Genomic DNA, 17,121 nt, shown 5'->3' with positions numbered 1-17,121 from the left:
CAAACGAAGGCCGCATCACAGCCCACCGATATGGAAAGCTTTCACTTCAAGGTACTCATCCAGGCCGTACTTGCTGCCTTCGCGCCCCAGGCCGGACTGCTTGATGCCACCGAAAGGCGCCACCTCCATGGAGATGATCCCGGTGTTGAGCCCGATCATCCCGAACTCCAACGCCTCGCCGAAATGCCACGAGCGCCGCAGGTCCTGGGTAAAGAAATAGGCACCCAGGCCATAAGGCGTGGCATTGGCCAAGGCCAGTGCCTCGTCCTCCGTCGAAAAGCGCATCAGCGGTGCAACCGGGCCGAAGGTTTCTTCATTGGCAAGCAACATCCCGGCGTGGGCGTCGCCCAGCACCGTCGGCTCGACGAACTGGCTGTCGCCTTGAGGAATGCCGCCACACAGGAGGCGCGCGCCCTGGCTCAGCGCATCGTCGATATGCCGGGCGACCTTGCTCACCGCAGCAGGATTGATCAATGGACCGATCATCACGTCGGCTTCGAGCCCATCGCCGATCTTCAGCTTGCGCACTTCCTGCACCAGCCGCTCGGCAAAACGTTCGTAGATGCCTTCCTGCACCAGGATGCGGTTGGCGCAGACGCAGGTCTGGCCGGCGTTGCGAAACTTGCTTTGCATGATGCCGGCCACGGCCTGTTCCAGATCAGCATCGTCGAACACGATGAACGGCGCATTGCCACCGAGCTCCAGGCTCAGGCGCTTGATGTGCTCGGCGCTCTGGCGCATCAACAGGCGGCCGACCGCCGTCGAGCCGGTGAAGGAAATCTTGCGCACCGTCGGGTTGCCGGTCAGCTCTTCGCCGATGCCAGCGGGCATGCCCGTGACCACATTGAAGACCCCGGCCGGAATCCCGACCCGCTCGGCCAGCACGGCGAGCGCCAGGGCGGACAACGGTGTCAGGTCCGACGGCTTGACGATCACCGGGCACCCCGCCGCCAGCGCCGGAGCGCACTTGCGGGTGATCATCGCGTTGGGGAAGTTCCACGGTGTGATGGCGGCGCAGACGCCGACCGGTTGCTTCAGGGTGAGCAGGCGACGGTCGCCGCTGGGGGCCGGAATGGTCTCGCCATAGACCCGACGGGCCTCTTCGGCGAACCATTTGACGAAGCCGGCGCCGTAGCGAATCTCGCCCCTGGCTTCATTCAGTGGCTTGCCCTGTTCATGGGTCATGATCAGCGCGAGGTCTTCGAGGTTGTCCATCATGGCTTGATACCAGCGCTCCAACATCGCCGCCCGCTCCGCCGCCGGACGCGCGCGCCATGCCGCCCAGGCCCCGTCCGCTGCCTCGATGGCGCGTCGGGTTTCGCTGCCTTGCATCGCGGGGACGCGGGCGAGCGTTTGGCCGGTGGCCGGGTTGATGACGTCGAGGGTGGCGCCATCGTCGGCCCCCACCCACTGCCCGTCGATATAAGCCAGTTCCGCCAGCAGGCTGGGGTCTTTCAGAAGTTGAGTGAGCATGGTCGCGTCCTGTTCCGAGGTAGTTCCAGTCTAAGGAGGTGCCGCGGCGCAGGATGCTGAAAGCGGAGGTTGGGCGGTGTTGGATGCTGAAGTTTTGGGGTGAAGCGGCAGGCTATACCGATAGGACTGCGACTGCTTTGTTCTTGCTTGGTGCGTGGGAACGGGCTTGCTCGCGAAGGCGGCGTATGAGCCCATGAGTGAGTCGGATGTCCTGGGCCCATCGCGAGCAAGCTCGCTCCCACAGGTTTCTTTGGCGCGGCTAAATCTGGGGGCCTTGCGGTGGACGCGGTTTAAACCTTCAAAGCCCCAAGCAACCCAGCCAGGAACCGCTCCCCCGCCTCCATCTGAGCCACTTCGATAAACTCATCCGGCTTATGCGCCTGTTCGATGGAGCCCGGCCCACACACCACCACCGGCACGTCCAGCCGCTGCTTGAACAACCCACCCTCGGTGCCGAAAGAGACCTTCGCAGTCCCGGTACCCGGCTCAGCGAAATGCTTGAGAAACCGCACCGCTTCGACGCTCGGATGCGTATCAAGCCCCGGATAGACATTCAGCGTCTCGATCTGGATGTCCGCTACGTTCGAGAGCTTTTTCGCCTCGCGGACGATCACTTCGGCGTGCTCGTGCAGTTGCTCCAGAAACCGATCCAGATCGTCGGCCGGCAGGTTGCGCACTTCGAAGTCCAGCGTACACAGGTTCGGCACGATATTGAGTGCCTTGCCGCCGACGATCTGCCCGACATGCACCGTGCTGTAGGGCACGTCATAGTCGCTGTCCTGGGCGCCCTGCTCCTGCAACTGCCGTTGACTCTGGCGCAACGCCGCGATGAAGTCGCACGCCACGTGGATGGCGTTGACCGAGCGCGGGGCCAGGGATGAGTGCGCTTCCAGGCCTCGGCAGTAGGTGCGGTAGGAGCCCTTGCCCTTGTGGCCCAACACGAATTGCATGTTGGTCGGCTCACCGATCACGCACAGGAACGGTCGCACCGGGGCCAGGTGCAGCACGTCGAGCAGGCGGCGAACGCCCACGCAGCCGATTTCTTCATCATGGGAAAGCGCCAGTTGCAGCGGCCGGCTCAACGGCTGGTCGGCCGCGTCAAGCATGGCGTCGATCGCCAGGGCGATGAAGCCTTTCATGTCACAGCTACCGCGCCCGTAGACCCGGCCATCGCGCACCGTCGCCTGGAATGCCGGAACGGTCCAGGCCTGCCCCGCCGCCGGCACGACGTCGGTATGGCCGGATAGCAGGACCCCTGGCACCTCACGGGGGCCGGTGCTGGCGAACAGGTTGGCTTTCTTGCCGCTCTCGTCCTTGACGATCAGCGATTCGATGCCTTTGCCCGCCAACACATCGCGGACGTACTCTATCAGCGCCATGTTCGATTCCGAGGAAACCGTTTCGAACGCCAACAGGCGCTCGAAAATAGCCAGGACGCGAGGTTTCATGAGGCTTTGCTCCGTTGTTCGGACGGGGTGAACCGGCGGATGGAGAACGGTTCGATCGACGTGCTGGTGGTGCCGGTGCTGATCAGTTCGGCCATGACGTCGCCGACGCCCGGACCGAGTTGGAAACCATGGCCGCTGAAGCCGAAGGCGTAGTACAGGCCGTCGACGTTGCCGCTGGCGCCCATCACCGGCAGGTTATCGGGCAGGTAGCCTTCGATACCGCTCCACACGCGGATGATGTTGAGGTTGCCAATGCCCGGCACCAGGCGCCGCATCTGGTCCAGTTGGTTAAGCAGGCTGCGCGGTTCGACATGAGCCCGGCGGTTGAGCATGTCCGGCTCGCAACGGTAGCCACCGCCGATGATGATGTTGCCCCGTGGAATCTGCCGGAAGTAGATCACTTCTTCGGGAATCTTCGTGTACACCCCGATCACCGTCGGCAAGGCATAGGGCACCGGCTCGGTGACGGCCATTTGCGGACCGTTGGGTGCCAGCGGCACCGGCTCACCGAACTGCCCGGAAAGTTTTTGCCCCCAGGCACCGGCTGTGATCAGCAACTGGGAGGCGCGGAACTGGCGGCCATCGGTCGTGGTGACGCTGAATTCGCCATTGGCCTTGTACACCTCGGCAACTTCCGTGCGTTCTTCGATGCGGGCACCGAGGCGCCGCGCCGCCCGGGCAAATGCCGGTGCTGCGAGACGCGGGTTGGCGTGACCGTCATGGGGGGCGTACGAGCCGCCCTTGACGTCCTTGCCCAGGAACGGAAAGCGCCCGTGCAGTTCACTGCCCCGATAAATCTGCAGTTCCAGTTGCCGGGCTTCGGGGGCATCGGCGTAGGCTTGCAGCTCCTCGATTTCCTCTTCCCGGTAACACACGCGCATGTGTCCGCTGGGAATGAATTCCAGGTCCTCGCCGATCAGTTCCGGCAGGCGTTTCCACAGGGCCCAGGAACGGTTCGCCAATTCCAGCTGCCCGAGAAAACGGCCCTGGCGTCGGACGTTGCCAAAATTGACGCCGCTGGCATATTGGCCGATCTGGTCGCGCTCCAGCAGGATCACCGACCGGCCCCGCTGGCGCAGGAAAAACGCCGACGCCGCGCCCATGAAACCACCACCGACGATCAGTACATCGGCCTTTTCAACGGTCATGGCGTGACCTCCTGAGTCAGCATGGAAAGCGGTTTGACCGGTGCCTGTCCGCGCTGGCGTCCGACTTCTTGCACCGGCACGCTGGCCGCCGCGGCAATCACCTCGGCCCCGGCCTGGGAGCAATAGCGACCCTGGCAGCGACCCATGCCGACCCGGCTGAAAGCCTTGGCCCGATTGACTTCACAGGCCCCCTTCTCGCTGACGGTACGCCGCAGCTCACCGGCGCTGATCATTTCGCAGCGGCAGACGATGGCTTCGTCCGGCAAGGCCTTGGCTTGCGCGGCCGGCCAGGGAAACGCCTGGGCGAGGCCGAGGCGGAACTCGTCCATCACCTTCAACGCCCCGCGCTGTTCGGCCAATCGGGCCGCATCCACCGGTTGCTGCAAGTCACCCAGTAGCGCCATGGCCACCAGCCGCCCGGCATGCTCGGCGCCGTCGGCACCCCGGATTCGCGAGCCGTCCCCCGCCGCATAGATGCCACTGACCGACGTCCGGCCTTCTTCGTCGGTGTCCAGCAGCCATTGCCCGGAAGCCTCGTCGAAGCGCAGGCGGCAGCCCGCCAGGTCGGCCAGCTGGGTTTCGGGACGCAGGTGATACCCCAACGCCACCGCGTCGCAATCCACCGTCAGTTCCTGGCCGTCTGCGCGACGTACCCGAACGCCGCTCACTCCGGCGGTCGCTTCGCCGAGCACTTGCAGCGGCGAAATACCCAGGTGTACCGCAACCTTCGCCCGGTACAGCTGCGCCAGCAGTTTCATGCCCGTGAACAGCAGGCCAGGACGCGCCATGAGCTTGGGCAAAGCCAGGATGCGCTTGACCAATGGCGAGGTGTCCAGCACCGCCGCGACCTGGGCGCCAGCCTTCACGTATTGGCTGGCCACCAGGTACAGCAACGGCCCGCTGCCCATGAACACCACCCGGTGCCCAATGGACACCGCCTGAGCCTTCAAGGCAATCTGCGCCCCACCGAGGCTATACGTGCCGCCCAACTGCCAGCCCTCGACCGGCATCAAGCGGTCGGTGGCACCGGTACAGAGGATCAGTGCGTCAAAATCCACGGTCGTATGGCGACCCTGGCTGACGCAGCTCAATTGACCCGGCGTCAGGTTCCACGCCAGCGTATCCGGACGATAGTCGAGGTTGGGGCGCAGGCGATCGAAGCTTTCGTGCAAATCACGGGCCTTGGCCGCTTCGGTGCCGTACAGCGTCCCGTAGTCCCGGATGAACCCTTCGGGCTGGCGCCGGTAGATCTGCCCGCCGTCGCGACGGTTCTCGTCGATCAGGATCGGCCTGAACCCTGCCGCGACCAACGTCTGGGCACAGCGTACGCCGGCTGGTCCGGCGCCGACGATGACTATCCGCGCAGTGGCCATATCGCCTCCGGTTGCGTGGTGATGATATCCAGCCCTTCGCGGACTTCGTTGGAGCAGGCGCGCAAGCGTTCGCCGCTGCGGGTCCAGACCCAGCAATCCTGGCAGGCGCCCATCAGGCAAAAGCCGGCGCGGCTGCCGGGATCGAATTCCGACTGGCGCAACGCCGGGCCGTGGGTCAGCAAGGCGACCATCAACGTATCGCCCTGCAACGCCGTGATGGGCACGCCATCGACCTTCAGGTTGACGACGGGGCGGCCCTGTTCGGCCAACCTCACGAAACGCGCGTTCATGCGTAGGCTCCCACGATCATGCTGTTTGAATCCCGCTGGCTTTTCAGCAGTTCGCCGCTGTCGTGGTGACAGAGCACCTCGCTGCCGCCATCGACGATGCGCCGGGGTGGCGCGATATGGTTGCACACCCCATCGACCCGTACCGGGCAGCGACCGAGGAATGTGCACAGATCCGGTTCATTGGCCGTTGGCCCCAACGCCGGCAACGTACCGCAAGTCGTCGCGCCGCAGGTTTCCAGCCAGCCCTGGCGCAGCTCTGGCACCGAATGGATCAGCAGGTCCGTGTAGGGATGAAACGGTGCCTGGGCGAACGATTGCCGAGACCCCGACTGGACCTTGTGGCCGCTGTACATCACCACGATGTCGTCGCACAGCGCTCGCACGGTGGAGATGTCGTGGCTGATGAACAGGTACGACACGCCCAGTTGTTGCCGCAGGTCGCGCAGCAGTTCAAGGATCGCCGCGCCGACCACGGTATCGAGGGCCGACGTCACTTCATCGCAGAGGATCAGGTCCGGCTTGGCCGCCAGCGCCCGGGCCAGGTTGACCCGCTGTTTCTGACCGCCGGACAGCTCGCTCGGACGTCGCTCGGCCAAGTCCCGGGGCAAACGGACGAGGTCGAGCAACTCGCCGATGCGCTCGCGCAGGGCCGCGCCCTTGAGGCCGAAATACATCTTCAACGGCCGGCTCAGGATGGCGCTGATGCTGTGCATGGGGTTAAGGGCGGTGTCGGCGTTCTGGAAAACCATCTGGATGCGGCGGAACTGGTCAGCAGTGCGTTCCTGCAAGCTACCGCCCAATGGCTGGCCGTCGAAGGTCAACCCGCCAAGGGCCGGAGGCAGCAACCCCGCCACCACCCGGGCCAAGGTCGATTTACCTGAACCGGACTCACCGATCACCCCGATGGCCTGGCCCCGGCGCACGGTGAGGTCGATGTCCTCTAGCACGCGAATCGCCGGCATGCCTTGCGGGTTCTTGTTGCCGTAGCCGGCGGTCAGCCCCCGGATGGTCAACAGCGGAGCGTCCTCCGCGAGGCCGCAGGGCGGACGGATCGTTGTGTCCGGACGCGCCGCCGCCAGCAGGCTTCGGGTATAGGCATGGGCGGGCCCCTTGAGCAACGGCGCGGTCGCGCTCTGCTCGAATATCTCGCCGCCGTTGAGTACTACGATCTGGTCGGCCATCTGCGCGACGACAGCCAAGTCATGGGACACGTACACCGCCGTCGCGCCCCGCTCGCGCACCACGCGTTTGAAAGCGCGCAGCACATCGATCTGGGTCGTCACATCCAGGGCGGTGGTGGGCTCATCGAGCACCACCAGCAGCGGATCGCTGATCAGCGCCATTGCCGCCATGACCCGTTGCAATTGCCCGCCGGAGACTTGATGGGGATACCGCTGGCCGATGCGCTCGGGGTTCGGCAACGCCAGGTCACGGAAAAGTTCGATGGCCTTGGCTTCGAGCACCGCCCGGCTGCCCAGGCCATGGATCAGCGCGCCCTCGACCACCTGGTCGATGAGCTTTTTCGCTGGGTTGAATGCCGCCGCGGCGCTTTGGGCAATGTACGAGACGCGATTGCCGCGCAAGCCTTGCAGCTCGCCTTCGCTCAAGGCCAGCATGTCGTGCTCGCCGATGCGCACCACGCCACCGGCCAGGCGACAGCCGCGTCGGGCATAACCCAGAAGCGCCAGGGCAATGGTGGTCTTGCCGGAGCCGGACTCGCCGATCAATGCGAGCACTTCGCCTTTTGCCAGAGAAAAACTGACGCCCTTGACGATCTCCACCTCGCCGCGTTCGCCACAGGCGACTACCCGCAGGTTTTCGACTCGAATCAATTCGCTCATTTCAATGACCTCCCGTGCGTCGATTGCGCCGCGAAGACAGGCGATCGATAAACAGATTCACGCCGATCGTCAGGGTGCCAATGGCCAGGGCCGGAATCACGATGGCTGGCGCGCCCTGGTTGAGACCGCCGATGTTCTCGCGCACCAGGGAGCCCAGGTCTGCGTCCGGCGGCTGCACGCCCAGGCCGAGAAAGCTCATGCCACTGAGCAGCAGCACGATAAAGCCAAAGCGCAACCCCAAGTCGGCCAGCACCGGGTTGAGCATGTTCGGCAGGATCTCCACACAAGCGATGTACAACCTGCGCTCGCCACGGGTACGGGCCACCTGCACGTACTCCAAAGCCTCGATATTCACGGCCATGCTGCGGGCGATCCGGAATGCGCCCGGCGTGAAGCTCAGCACCGCCGTGCAGATCAACAAGGTCACCGAGGAGCCGAAGGCCGAAACCATAATCAACGCAAGCATCTTGCTCGGGATCGAAATGAAGGCGTCCATCAGGCGGCTGATCAGCTCGTCCAGCCACTTCGGCGAGACCACTGACAACAGCGCGCAAGTGGTTCCCAAGCCGCTCGCCAGAACCGCCGCGACCAAGGCCAGGCCGACGGTGAACCTTGCGCCCACCATGATCCGGCTGAGCATGTCGCGGCCCAGGTAGTCGGTGCCCAGCGGGTACGCCGCGCTGAAGCTGTCGAAGACGTTGTCGGACACCACTTCGCCCACCGGGTGCGGCGCCAGCCAAGGTCCGAAAATGGCCACCAGCAACCAGATGACGCACATGGCGGCGCCGAGCAGGCCGAGCCAGGAGGCGCCGTTGGAAACCTTGCCATAGGCCAGTTCGGGCGCAGCAGGCGGGGACTTCGCAATGAGATTGTTCATTGGTTTCTCAGCCTCGGGTTGGACAGGATTGCGCACAGGTCGGCAATCAACACCAGCATCAGGTACGCCGTGCAAAACAGCATCGTGCAGGCCTGGACCAATGCCATGTCGCGGTTCGTCACGGCATCGACCATGAGGCTGGCGATGCCGGGATAGTTGAAGATCGTCTCGACGATCACCACGCCACCCAGCAGGTAGGACAAGCTCAAGGCGATGGCATTGGCGATCGGCCCGATGGCATTGGGCAAGGCGTGGCGCAAGACCACCCGCACCGGACTCACGCCTTTGAGGCGAGCCATCTCAACGTAGGGGCTGTCGAGCTGATCGATCACCGCCGCCCGGGTCATGCGCGCCATCTGCGCAACGATCACGCAGCACAGCGTCATGACCGGCAAGGCATAGGTGCGCATGAATTGCAGCGGCGAGGTGATTTCGCTGGAGTAGGACAGCGCCGACAGCCAGCCCAGGTTGACCGCGAAGATCAACACCGCCAGCGTCGCCACCAGGAACTCCGGCACCGCCACCATCGTCAGCGTGAAGAAACTCAGGACGCTGTCGATGCGCCCCCCTCGCCCCATCGCCGAGCCGATTCCGAGGATCAGTGCCACCGGCACCGACACCAGCGCCGTGGCGGCCGCGAGCATCAAGGTGTTGGGCACTCGTCCGGCCATCAGCTCGCTGACCGGCACGGCATTGGAAATCGATACGCCGAGGTCGCCGCTGAGCAGGCTGGTCAGCCAGTGCAGGTAGCGCAATGCGCCTGGCTGGTCGAGGCCCATCTTCACCCGCAGGGCCGCCACTTGTTCAGGCGTCGCGAACTGTCCAAGGGACTGTTGCGCCGCGTCTCCCGGCAATACCGCCGTGATGGCGAACACCACCATCGAGACGATCAGCAGGGTCACGATCGCGGCGCCGAGGCGCCGGCCGATCAACCACAATGTGTTGCTATTCATCACCCGATCCTCTTGCCATGTCACGGAGCCAGACCACGCTCATCAAGCGTCCAGCCAGACTTGCTCGGAGAACATGTAGCCCATGAAGCCACCCAGCGGATTGGTGCCGTAGCCCTTGACGCGTTGGTCGACGCCATCGATGTTGCTGATGAACACCGGGATGCCGATGCCACTGTGCTCATGCACCAGCGTCTGCATGTCGGCGTACATCTTGCCGCGCTTGGCCTCGTCGGTTTCGCCACGGGCCTGCACCAGCAGTTGGTCGAATTGCGGGTTTTTCCATCCGGACTCGTTCCACGGCGCCGAGGACTGGAAAAACTGCGAGAACAGCATGTCGGCGTTCGGCCGTGGGTTGATGTTGCCGAAGCTCAGCGGGTGCTTGGCCCAGTGGTTGGACCAGTAGCCGTCGCTCGGCAGCCGATTGACGTTGAGCTTGAGCCCGGCCTCCTTCGCCGACTGCTGCAAGAGCACGGCGACGTCCACCGAACCGGTGGCGGCCGGCGAGCACATCACCGGCATGCTGATGTTTTCCATGCCGGCTTTCTTCAGCAGGAAACGCGCCTTTTCCGGGTCATAGGTGCGTTGCGGCAGGTCGGCGTTGAAGAAGCGCGCGCCCGGCGCAATCGGGTGATCGTTGCCGACCCTGGCGAAGCCACGGAAAATCGCCGACTTGACCTGCTCGCGGTCCAGCAACAGTTTCATCGCCTGGGTGAATTCCGGGCTCTGGCCTGGCATCTGGTCCTGACGAATGATCAGGTCCGTGTAGTTGCCCGACGGCGAATCGACGACACGGTGGCCTGCGCTGTCCTTGATGCGGGTCGTCGAGCGCGGGTTGACCTCGTTGATGATCTGCACATCGCCCGACAGCAGCGCGTTGACCCGCGACGGCTCGTCGCCAATGCCAATGAACTCGATCTCGTCCAGGTAGGGCAAGCCGGGCTTCCAATAATTGGTGTTGCGGGCGCCGATCGAGCGTACTCCCGGCTTGAACTCCTTGACCTTGAACGGACCGGTGCCGACCCCCTGGCTGAAATCCGTGGTGCCCTCGGGCACGATCAGCATGTGGGACACGGCCAGAATCGACGGCAGTTCGGCATTCGGGCCGCTCAAGCGGATCTGCACCTCGTGGGTACCATTGGCCTTGACCTCCTCGAATTGCGAGGCCAGCGGCAGGACCTTCGAACCGGTGACCGGATCCTTGTGCCGCAGCAGAGAAAACACCACATCCGCCGCTGTCAGCCCTTTACCGTTGTGGAAGGTGATTTCCTTGCGCAGGGTGATCACCCACAGCGTCGCATCGGTGGTATCGATGCGTTCGGCCAGCTCCAGTTGCGGCACCATGTGGCTGTCGAAACGGGTCAGGCCGTTGTAGAACATGTAGTGGCGCACGTAGTCGGTGGACGATGAGCCCTTGGCCGGATCCAGGGTATCGGCGGTGGAACTGGTGATGCCCGCCACTCGGATACGTCCGCCGGGCTTGCCCTTGCCTGGGCTCGTGGTGTCATCGGCCCACAACTTGCCGGCGGCGCCGAACAGGCTGCCGGCCCCGGCCGCGGCGACCCCGGCCAGCCCGAGCATTTGCAAGGCGTGGCGGCGCGACATGCCGCGATTGAGCCCTTCGAAAACCCGCAGACTTTCTTCGCCCGTAATCAACTGGCCGTCGATGCTGTTCTTATTGTCAGTCATGTCAGTTCTACCTTCCGCAAGTGATAGGGGCTCGGTTGCGCACGGTCGTCGCAACGGTTGAAACGCCAAACAACGCCTTATGAATCAGTGTAGGTAGTCCTGCAGGCGGTAATACGCGCCTACAAACGGCAGGAACCAGGGCTTGCCGAAGTGCCCGGGAATCGCCGGCCAGTCGAGCTCGCGCCAAGGGTTGGCCTCGACCTTGCCGGCCATGACGTCGGCCATGACCTGGCCCATGTGCACCGACATCTGCACGCCGTGGCCGCTGTAGCCCATGGAGTGGTAGATGCCGCCATGCTGGCCGGCGCGGGGCAAGCGGTCAGAGGTCATGTCCACCAGTCCGCCCCAGCAATAGTCGATTTTCACGTCGGCCAACTGCGGGAACATCTGCACCATCGCCGCTTGCAGCACCTTGCCGCTCTTGGCATCGGACACACTGTCGGACATGGCAAACCGCGCACGGCCGCCAAACAGCAAGCGGTTGTCCGGGGTCAGGCGAAAGTAATTGCCGATCATGCGACTGGTGACGTAGGAGCGACGGGCCGGCAGCAAACTGTCGATCAGCGCCTGTGGCAGTACCTCGGTGGCGACCACGAAACTGCCCACCGGGACGATGCGTCGCCGATACCAACCCAGCCCGCCTTGCTGGCACGCACCGGTGGCCAGCAGAATTTGCGAGGCATGCAGCACGCCTTTGTTCGTGTTGACCTGATAGCCGCTGCCGCGGGTCTTCCAGTCCTTCACCTCGACGCCCTGGAAAATCAACGCGCCATGACGGGCGGCCGCCTCGGCCAGGCCGACACCAAAGCGCCCGACATGCATCTGTACGCCATTGCGCTGCAGCAGGCCGCCGTGGAACTGGTCCGAATTGACCTCGGCGCGAACCTGCTGCGCAGACAACAATTGAACCTCGGCATCGACCTCCTTGCGGATCAGTTCACAGGTGCGCGCCAACCCTTCGTAGTGCATCGGCTTGGCGGCCAGCTTGAGCTTGCCGTGACGCGTCAGGTCGCAGGCAATCCCTTCCTGCTCGACCAACGAAACGACGCTCTGCACGGCGCTTTCGTAGGCCAGGTAATAAGCGCGGGCCTTATCGGCACCCAGGCTTGCTGACAATGCCGCATAGTCCTGGGCGACGCCGGTGTTGCACTGCCCGCCATTGCGCCCGGACGCCTGCCCGTTCACCCTTCCCGCCTCCAGCACCGCCACCCGGGCGCCCTTCAAGGCCAGGGCCCGGGCCGCCGCCAGACCGGTGAAACCGCCACCGACGATGGCGACGTCGACCTGGTCGGGCAACCCGCCGACCTGGGCACCGGTGAAGGCCGGTGCGGTATCGAGCCAATAAGACTCACTGCCCATGTCTAAACCCCTTTCGCCTTGAAGCGTTCGCTCGGTTTCAGAGCCCGACCAGTCCAGGCAGCCCGCCGATATCGGGGATCTGGTGGTAGTTGTAGATCGAGTTGCCCGGTTGCTCATGACCACGAGCAACGAAGGCCTTGTGCTTGATCTTCATGTCATTGGCCGGCATCAGGTCGTAACGGAAGCTCGACGACACATGCAGCACATCCTCCGGCCCGCAGCCGAGGTTATCGAGCATGTATTCGAACGCGGCCAGCCGCGGCTTGTAGGCCTGGGCCTGCTGGGCAGTGAACACTTTATGGAAAGGCGCGCCGAGCTTGTCGACGTTGGACATGATCTGCTCGTCCATCGCGTTGGAAAAAATCACCAGGGGGATCTTGTCGGCGATCTTCGACAGGCCCGCCGGCACATCGGCGTGGGGGCCCCAGGTTGGCACGGCGTCGTAATAGAGCTGGCCTTCGCCGCGGTATTCGACGTTCCAACGCTTGCAGACCCGCATCAGGGAGGTCTTGATGATCTCATCATAAGGCCGCCAGTCACCCATCACCTGGTCCAGGCGATAAGCGGCGAAGTCCTTGACGAATTGGTCCATCTGCCCGGCATCGACACGGTCGGCGAACAGCTCGCGCGTCATGTTGCCCATCTGGAAGTTGGTCAACGTGCCGTAGCAGTCGAAGGTGATGTACTTGGGTCGAAGAAAGCTCATGAGTGCGGTCCTGGATTTGTTGTTGAAGGCATGACGAAGCAAACATTGACGCCATTCGTGAGGCTCGCGGCAACGCTGCATCACGTTTTCATTACAACACCATGAGACCGTGGAAAAACCGTTAAAAATAGTCGCCGCTTGGTACAAACCACCGTTTTGCGGGGCCCGCTCAGCAGACTTTGCGGGATGCTCCAGACACGGGCGCTGCGCCCGTGTTTCTGAGGGTTTGGGGGCAGTTATGGTGCGCCAGGCGACGTTTTGCCGAGCGGTTTACGGCAGGATCTGCGCCGTGGCGCAGCGATTGGCAGCACAACGTGGAAACGTTTTCGACGGCCGCTTCAACGGCCGCAAAACCTGATCCTGGACAACATCCGCAGATCGCCCTCGCGGTAATAGTCATCGCTCCAGCTGTCGTCCGGCGCCAGGGGCCGGACCTGCTTGAGGGCGAGCTTTTTTGCGAAATAGCGAAACCGGTAGTGCTCATAGAAGCGCAGCAGTTCCAGCCCGTAGCGGTCGGCCAGGTCGGTGTCGCCCTGGATGATCAGATAGTTCTCGTCGTTGCTGGCGCTGGCGGCGGCGCTCAGGTTGTGGCTGCCGCTGATGATGGTCGGCGAGTCACTGGTGAAGTCGGTGACCACGGCCTTGGTGTGGACCAGCAGGTTGCCCTTCTGGCCTTTCATGTTTTCCCGCAGCCAACCCTCCAGGCCGGTATTGAGCAGCGCGGTGGCGGCGAATTCGGCGGTGCGGTCGGCATGGAAACCGGTGATGCGGCTGGTGGTGTTTTGCAGGCCGTAGCGCAACACGTCGTCGTTCGGCTGGCCGAGCAAGGCATCGAGAATCCGCTCGGGTAGGACGAATGCGGTGACGAACAGCAGGTCCTTGCGCGCGGCCGCGATGATCTCGACAAAGCGATCGAGATCGCCCTTGCCGTTGCGGGGCGAAAAACCGGCGAAGAGTTTTTCGTCGCCGTCCATGGGATTGCTGAGCGTCAGCCAATCGCGGGTGGCGTCGACGTCCCCGGGGTTGGCCCAGATCTGCTCGAACACCTGGCGATAACTGTCACTGATGCGTGGATCGTCCAGCACATGGATGACGTTGGCCTGGCGATAGACGCCGTTGGCGGTGAAGTTGGTGCTGCCACACAATACGGCCTCGGGGGTCGGCACTCCATGCCGGTCGATTCTGCTCAGGACGATGAACTTGTCGTGGAAAATGCTATGGGTGACTCGACCACGCTTGTTCGCCGCCGGCAGTTTTTGCAGGCTGGCTTCATTGCTGATCGTCGCGTCGTCCTCCGGCTGGGCATGGTAAAGCACTCTCACCCGAGCGCCGCGCGCATGGGCCGCGTTGACCGCCTCGACAATCACCGGCAGTTCGTATTCATAAATGGCCACGTCCAACGCCCAGCTTGCATCCAGGGCCCGGTCGATGAAGCCGACCAGGCGCCCCAGCAAACCGTTTTCCAGCCAGCGACGCGGCGCATCTGGCCAGTCTTCGATGGACAGGCTCCGATTGGCGCTGATCAGGCTGTCCAGCTCCGGAAACTTGCGCTGGAACGCCTGGCTGGCGGCCACCGCGCGATTGAAGATGACGCTCTGGTTGGCAGGCTGGCCGTCATCGCTGGTGACGGTCAACTCAAGGGCCTCGCCCAACTGCGGCGCATCGGGACTGCCGTATGCCAGGTGCACGCGGTAATGGATCGTCGTGCCCGGGTTGACCGCATAATCGGCCCAGCGAAATTTCTGCAACGGCGCCCTGTCGCTGGGCGTGGCATGGAACTGCGGGAAGGTGTGGGCCTTGTCGGGGAAGGTCAGACTGTTGAACAGGAACAGCCACGGCTTGTCACCGTGCTGCTTCTCGATGGCGAAGCCCAACAGCCCCTTGCGCCGTGGCTCGGCGAGGTCCATGGCGAGCAGCACACCGTTGGTGCCTGCGTAGGCCTTGACCCTGAAATCGTCCTGGGGGTTGGTGACGAGTACGCGCATGGGTTCATTCCTTTGAGAGTTGCTTGAGCATAGAGCAGTGATGCGGGTTGGGTGGGCAGAGCATTGGAACCGGGGTGATGCCATCGCGAGCAAGCTCGCTCCCACAGGGAGCTGGGGTGTTCAGCAGTTATGTGTTCACAGCGAAACCCATGTGGGAGCGAGCTTGCTCGCGATAGGGCCCAGACAGCCACAGCTCATTTCAAGTGCCTTCATCAATATGCCGATACTCAGCCCCCAACTGCCCCGCCAATTGCCGCGCCCGACCCAGGCGGATCGGCCCGCGCTCGATGTCGATGAGCAGGCTGGGGCAATCGAGGGGCGGCATGGGTTGCCCGTCTCTCACCCGGCCGTCGGTCATCAGCAACACCCGCTGTCGCTCCGCCGGGAAGCGCTTGCGACGGGAGGCCAGCCAGCGCTGCGCCTCGCCGATCGCCGCCAGCAACGGCGTACCACCACCGGCCCCCAGCGCGTCGAGCCACTGCACCAGGCCGTGGGAGGCCTTGAGCCCTTGCACTTGCCAGGTCGGCGTGGCGCCGCTGGCCGTCAACAGCGCCAACCGTGCGCGTTGTCGGTAGGCCTCGTCGAACAGTTGCGCCAGCAGGCCCTTGCCGTCGCTCAAGGCCCGATGGCGACGGGTCGAGGCCGATGCGTCGACAATTACCAACCACAGTTCATGGGCTGAACGCTGCCGCGATTTGAAACGCAGGTCCGCAGCCAGGCGCGGACGCCCCTTTAGCAGCGTGCCCGGCCAGTCCACCACACCGTTGGACGCTGCTTTGCCGTGGCCTTGGCGCCCATGGTCCAGACGTCCCGGACGGGGTCTGGCATTCGCCCCCGACGGCGAACGGGGGCGAATGCCTAGGGCTTTTTTGGCCAGCTCGGCACGTCTCGTCGGGCGCCGGTCGGCAACGCCCGGGGCGGCAGGTCGCCCCATTGGCCTTGGCCTTCGCTGGGTTGGCTGGTTTCATTCGGGTTCGAAGGTGGGGCCTGGTTTGGCGCGGGGGCCGGAGCGGCATGCTCGCGGCGGCGATGACGCAGGGCAAATTCGGCAACGGCATCGATGTCTTCAGCAGCGATGGCGTGCGCGCCACGCCAGGCGGCATGCGCGCGGGCAGCCCGCAGCCAGACCAGGTCGGCGCGCAACCCATCGACTCCGCAGGCAAAGCAACGCTCGGTGATCTGCCCCAGCGCCGCGTCATCCAGGGGGATTTGGGCCAAGCCTGCGCGGGCCTGTTCGCAGCGTTCACGCAACCGCTGCTGGGCCGGCTCCCACTCGGCGCAAAACGCCGCCGGGTCGTTGTCGAAATCCAGGCGGCGACGGATGATCTGCCCGCGCTCGGCCGGTGCGGTGTGGCCATCGAGGGCCACGTTGAGGCCGAAGCGGTCGAGCAGTTGCGGACGCAGTTCGCCTTCTTCCGGGTTCATCGTACCGATCAACACGAAACGCGCCGGATGCCGGTGGGAAATACCGTCGCGCTCGATCAGGTTGGTGCCGCTGGCGGCGACATCCAATAGCAGGTCCACCAGGTGATCAGGCAACAGGTTCACCTCATCGACGTACAACACGCCGCCGTCGGCCTTGGCCAGCACCCCCGGGGAAAACTGCGCGCGCCCTTGCCCCAATGCCGCGTCCAGGTCGAGGGTGCCCACCAGCCGCTCCTCGGTGGCGCCAAGGGGCAAGGTCACGAACTGACCGCTGGCCAACATATCCGCAAGGCCCCGGGCCAGGGTGGACTTGGCCATCCCGCGCGGGCCTTCGATCAGCACGCCGCCGATCTTCGGATCGATGGCCGCCAGGCACAGGGCCAGTTTCAGCGCATCGGCGCCGACCACGGCGGCGAGGGGGAAATGTCGGGTGTCGGTCATATGAGATATCTCATGAATGTAAGGAGGTCCCCTGTGGCGAGGGAGCTTGCTCCCGCTGTGCCGCGCAGCGGCCCCAAGAACCTTTGGTCACGCTGCTGTTCTGGATGACGACTGCT

General features: G+C 64.0%; 14 protein-coding genes. All 14 read right to left on the bottom strand.

Features of this window, described 5'->3' with window-relative positions; all coding sequences use genetic code 11:
- Window positions 1–15: 15 nt before the first annotated feature.
- A complete protein-coding gene (locus DOCECA_RS07365; protein WP_434563659.1) occupies window positions 16–1,473 on the bottom strand; it encodes an NAD-dependent succinate-semialdehyde dehydrogenase in 1,458 nt (485 codons plus the stop codon).
- Window positions 1,474–1,763: 290 nt separating this feature from the next.
- Window positions 1,764–2,921, bottom strand: a complete 1,158-nt coding sequence (gene argE, locus DOCECA_RS07360) for an acetylornithine deacetylase (protein ID WP_434611026.1) — start codon at window positions 2,919–2,921, stop codon at window positions 1,764–1,766.
- Window positions 2,918–4,069 carry an NAD(P)/FAD-dependent oxidoreductase gene (locus DOCECA_RS07355; RefSeq protein ID WP_434563655.1) on the bottom strand — a complete coding sequence of 384 codons (1,152 nt, stop codon included), beginning with the start codon at window positions 4,067–4,069 and terminating at the stop codon, window positions 2,918–2,920. The genes argE and DOCECA_RS07355 overlap by 4 nt, the downstream gene beginning before the upstream one ends.
- The gene (locus DOCECA_RS07350; protein ID WP_445571677.1) at window positions 4,066–5,442 is read right to left on the bottom strand and encodes an FAD-dependent oxidoreductase; all 1,377 of its coding nucleotides are present in this window, start codon (window positions 5,440–5,442) and stop codon (window positions 4,066–4,068) included. Before DOCECA_RS07350 ends, DOCECA_RS07355 begins: the two co-directional genes overlap by 4 nt.
- Window positions 5,424–5,732 (bottom strand): (2Fe-2S)-binding protein, encoded by a 309-nt coding sequence (locus tag DOCECA_RS07345; RefSeq protein ID WP_420766624.1) that lies wholly within the window; start codon window positions 5,730–5,732, stop codon window positions 5,424–5,426. Before DOCECA_RS07345 ends, DOCECA_RS07350 begins: the two co-directional genes overlap by 19 nt.
- Window positions 5,729–7,573 carry an ABC transporter ATP-binding protein gene (locus DOCECA_RS07340; RefSeq protein WP_445571676.1) on the bottom strand — a complete coding sequence of 615 codons (1,845 nt, stop codon included), beginning with the start codon at window positions 7,571–7,573 and terminating at the stop codon, window positions 5,729–5,731. Before DOCECA_RS07340 ends, DOCECA_RS07345 begins: the two co-directional genes overlap by 4 nt.
- 1 nt (window position 7,574) lies before the next feature.
- Window positions 7,575–8,450, bottom strand: coding sequence for an ABC transporter permease (locus DOCECA_RS07335; protein ID WP_420766626.1), 876 nt, complete (start codon window positions 8,448–8,450; stop codon window positions 7,575–7,577).
- Complete coding sequence (locus tag DOCECA_RS07330; protein ID WP_420766627.1) at window positions 8,447–9,403, bottom strand: ABC transporter permease; 957 nt, start codon at window positions 9,401–9,403, stop codon at window positions 8,447–8,449. The genes DOCECA_RS07335 and DOCECA_RS07330 overlap by 4 nt, the downstream gene beginning before the upstream one ends.
- A 42-nt stretch (window positions 9,404–9,445) precedes the next feature.
- A complete protein-coding gene (locus DOCECA_RS07325) occupies window positions 9,446–11,089 on the bottom strand; it encodes an ABC transporter substrate-binding protein (RefSeq protein WP_445571675.1) in 1,644 nt (547 codons plus the stop codon).
- 84 nt (window positions 11,090–11,173) lie between these two features.
- On the bottom strand, window positions 11,174–12,448 hold the full coding sequence (locus DOCECA_RS07320; RefSeq protein WP_434700887.1) for an NAD(P)/FAD-dependent oxidoreductase: 1,275 nt from the start codon (window positions 12,446–12,448) through the stop codon (window positions 11,174–11,176).
- Window positions 12,449–12,485: 37 nt separating this feature from the next.
- A complete protein-coding gene (locus tag DOCECA_RS07315; protein WP_420766630.1) occupies window positions 12,486–13,154 on the bottom strand; it encodes a haloacid dehalogenase type II in 669 nt (222 codons plus the stop codon).
- Window positions 13,155–13,492: 338 nt separating this feature from the next.
- Window positions 13,493–15,139, bottom strand: coding sequence for a phospholipase D-like domain-containing protein (locus DOCECA_RS07310; RefSeq protein WP_445571674.1), 1,647 nt, complete (start codon window positions 15,137–15,139; stop codon window positions 13,493–13,495).
- Between the two features lie 199 nt (window positions 15,140–15,338).
- Window positions 15,339–16,073, bottom strand: a complete 735-nt coding sequence (locus tag DOCECA_RS07305) for a vWA domain-containing protein (protein ID WP_434674982.1) — start codon at window positions 16,071–16,073, stop codon at window positions 15,339–15,341.
- Entirely contained in the window at window positions 15,998–17,005 is a 1,008-nt protein-coding gene (locus tag DOCECA_RS07300; RefSeq protein WP_445571673.1) for an ATP-binding protein, read from the bottom strand. Before DOCECA_RS07300 ends, DOCECA_RS07305 begins: the two co-directional genes overlap by 76 nt.
- Between the last annotated feature and the right edge of the window lie 116 nt (window positions 17,006–17,121).

Source organism: Pseudomonas sp. E102 (genome assembly GCF_052660185.1).
This window is presented reverse-complemented; position numbering and strand designations above follow the sequence as displayed.

Excerpts from the sequence above, each read along its gene's own strand:
- argE (WP_434611026.1), bottom strand. The coding sequence starts at position 2,921 with ATGAAACCTCGCGTCCTGGCTATTTTCGAGCGCCTGTTGGCGTTCGAA.
- DOCECA_RS07355 (WP_434563655.1), bottom strand. The coding sequence starts at position 4,069 with ATGACCGTTGAAAAGGCCGATGTACTGATCGTCGGTGGTGGTTTCATG.
- DOCECA_RS07315 (WP_420766630.1), bottom strand. The coding sequence starts at position 13,154 with ATGAGCTTTCTTCGACCCAAGTACATCACCTTCGACTGCTACGGCACG.
- DOCECA_RS07325 (WP_445571675.1), bottom strand. The coding sequence starts at position 11,089 with ATGACTGACAATAAGAACAGCATCGACGGCCAGTTGATTACGGGCGAA.
- DOCECA_RS07335 (WP_420766626.1), bottom strand. The coding sequence starts at position 8,450 with ATGAACAATCTCATTGCGAAGTCCCCGCCTGCTGCGCCCGAACTGGCC.
- DOCECA_RS07300 (WP_445571673.1), bottom strand. The coding sequence starts at position 17,005 with ATGACCGACACCCGACATTTCCCCCTCGCCGCCGTGGTCGGCGCCGAT.
- DOCECA_RS07345 (WP_420766624.1), bottom strand. The coding sequence starts at position 5,732 with ATGAACGCGCGTTTCGTGAGGTTGGCCGAACAGGGCCGCCCCGTCGTC.
- DOCECA_RS07320 (WP_434700887.1), bottom strand. The coding sequence starts at position 12,448 with ATGGGCAGTGAGTCTTATTGGCTCGATACCGCACCGGCCTTCACCGGT.
- DOCECA_RS07350 (WP_445571677.1), bottom strand. The coding sequence starts at position 5,442 with ATGGCCACTGCGCGGATAGTCATCGTCGGCGCCGGACCAGCCGGCGTA.
- DOCECA_RS07365 (WP_434563659.1), bottom strand. The coding sequence starts at position 1,473 with ATGCTCACTCAACTTCTGAAAGACCCCAGCCTGCTGGCGGAACTGGCT.
- DOCECA_RS07330 (WP_420766627.1), bottom strand. The coding sequence starts at position 9,403 with ATGAATAGCAACACATTGTGGTTGATCGGCCGGCGCCTCGGCGCCGCG.
- DOCECA_RS07305 (WP_434674982.1), bottom strand. The coding sequence starts at position 16,073 with ATGGGGCGACCTGCCGCCCCGGGCGTTGCCGACCGGCGCCCGACGAGA.
- DOCECA_RS07310 (WP_445571674.1), bottom strand. The coding sequence starts at position 15,139 with ATGCGCGTACTCGTCACCAACCCCCAGGACGATTTCAGGGTCAAGGCC.
- DOCECA_RS07340 (WP_445571676.1), bottom strand. The coding sequence starts at position 7,573 with ATGAGCGAATTGATTCGAGTCGAAAACCTGCGGGTAGTCGCCTGTGGC.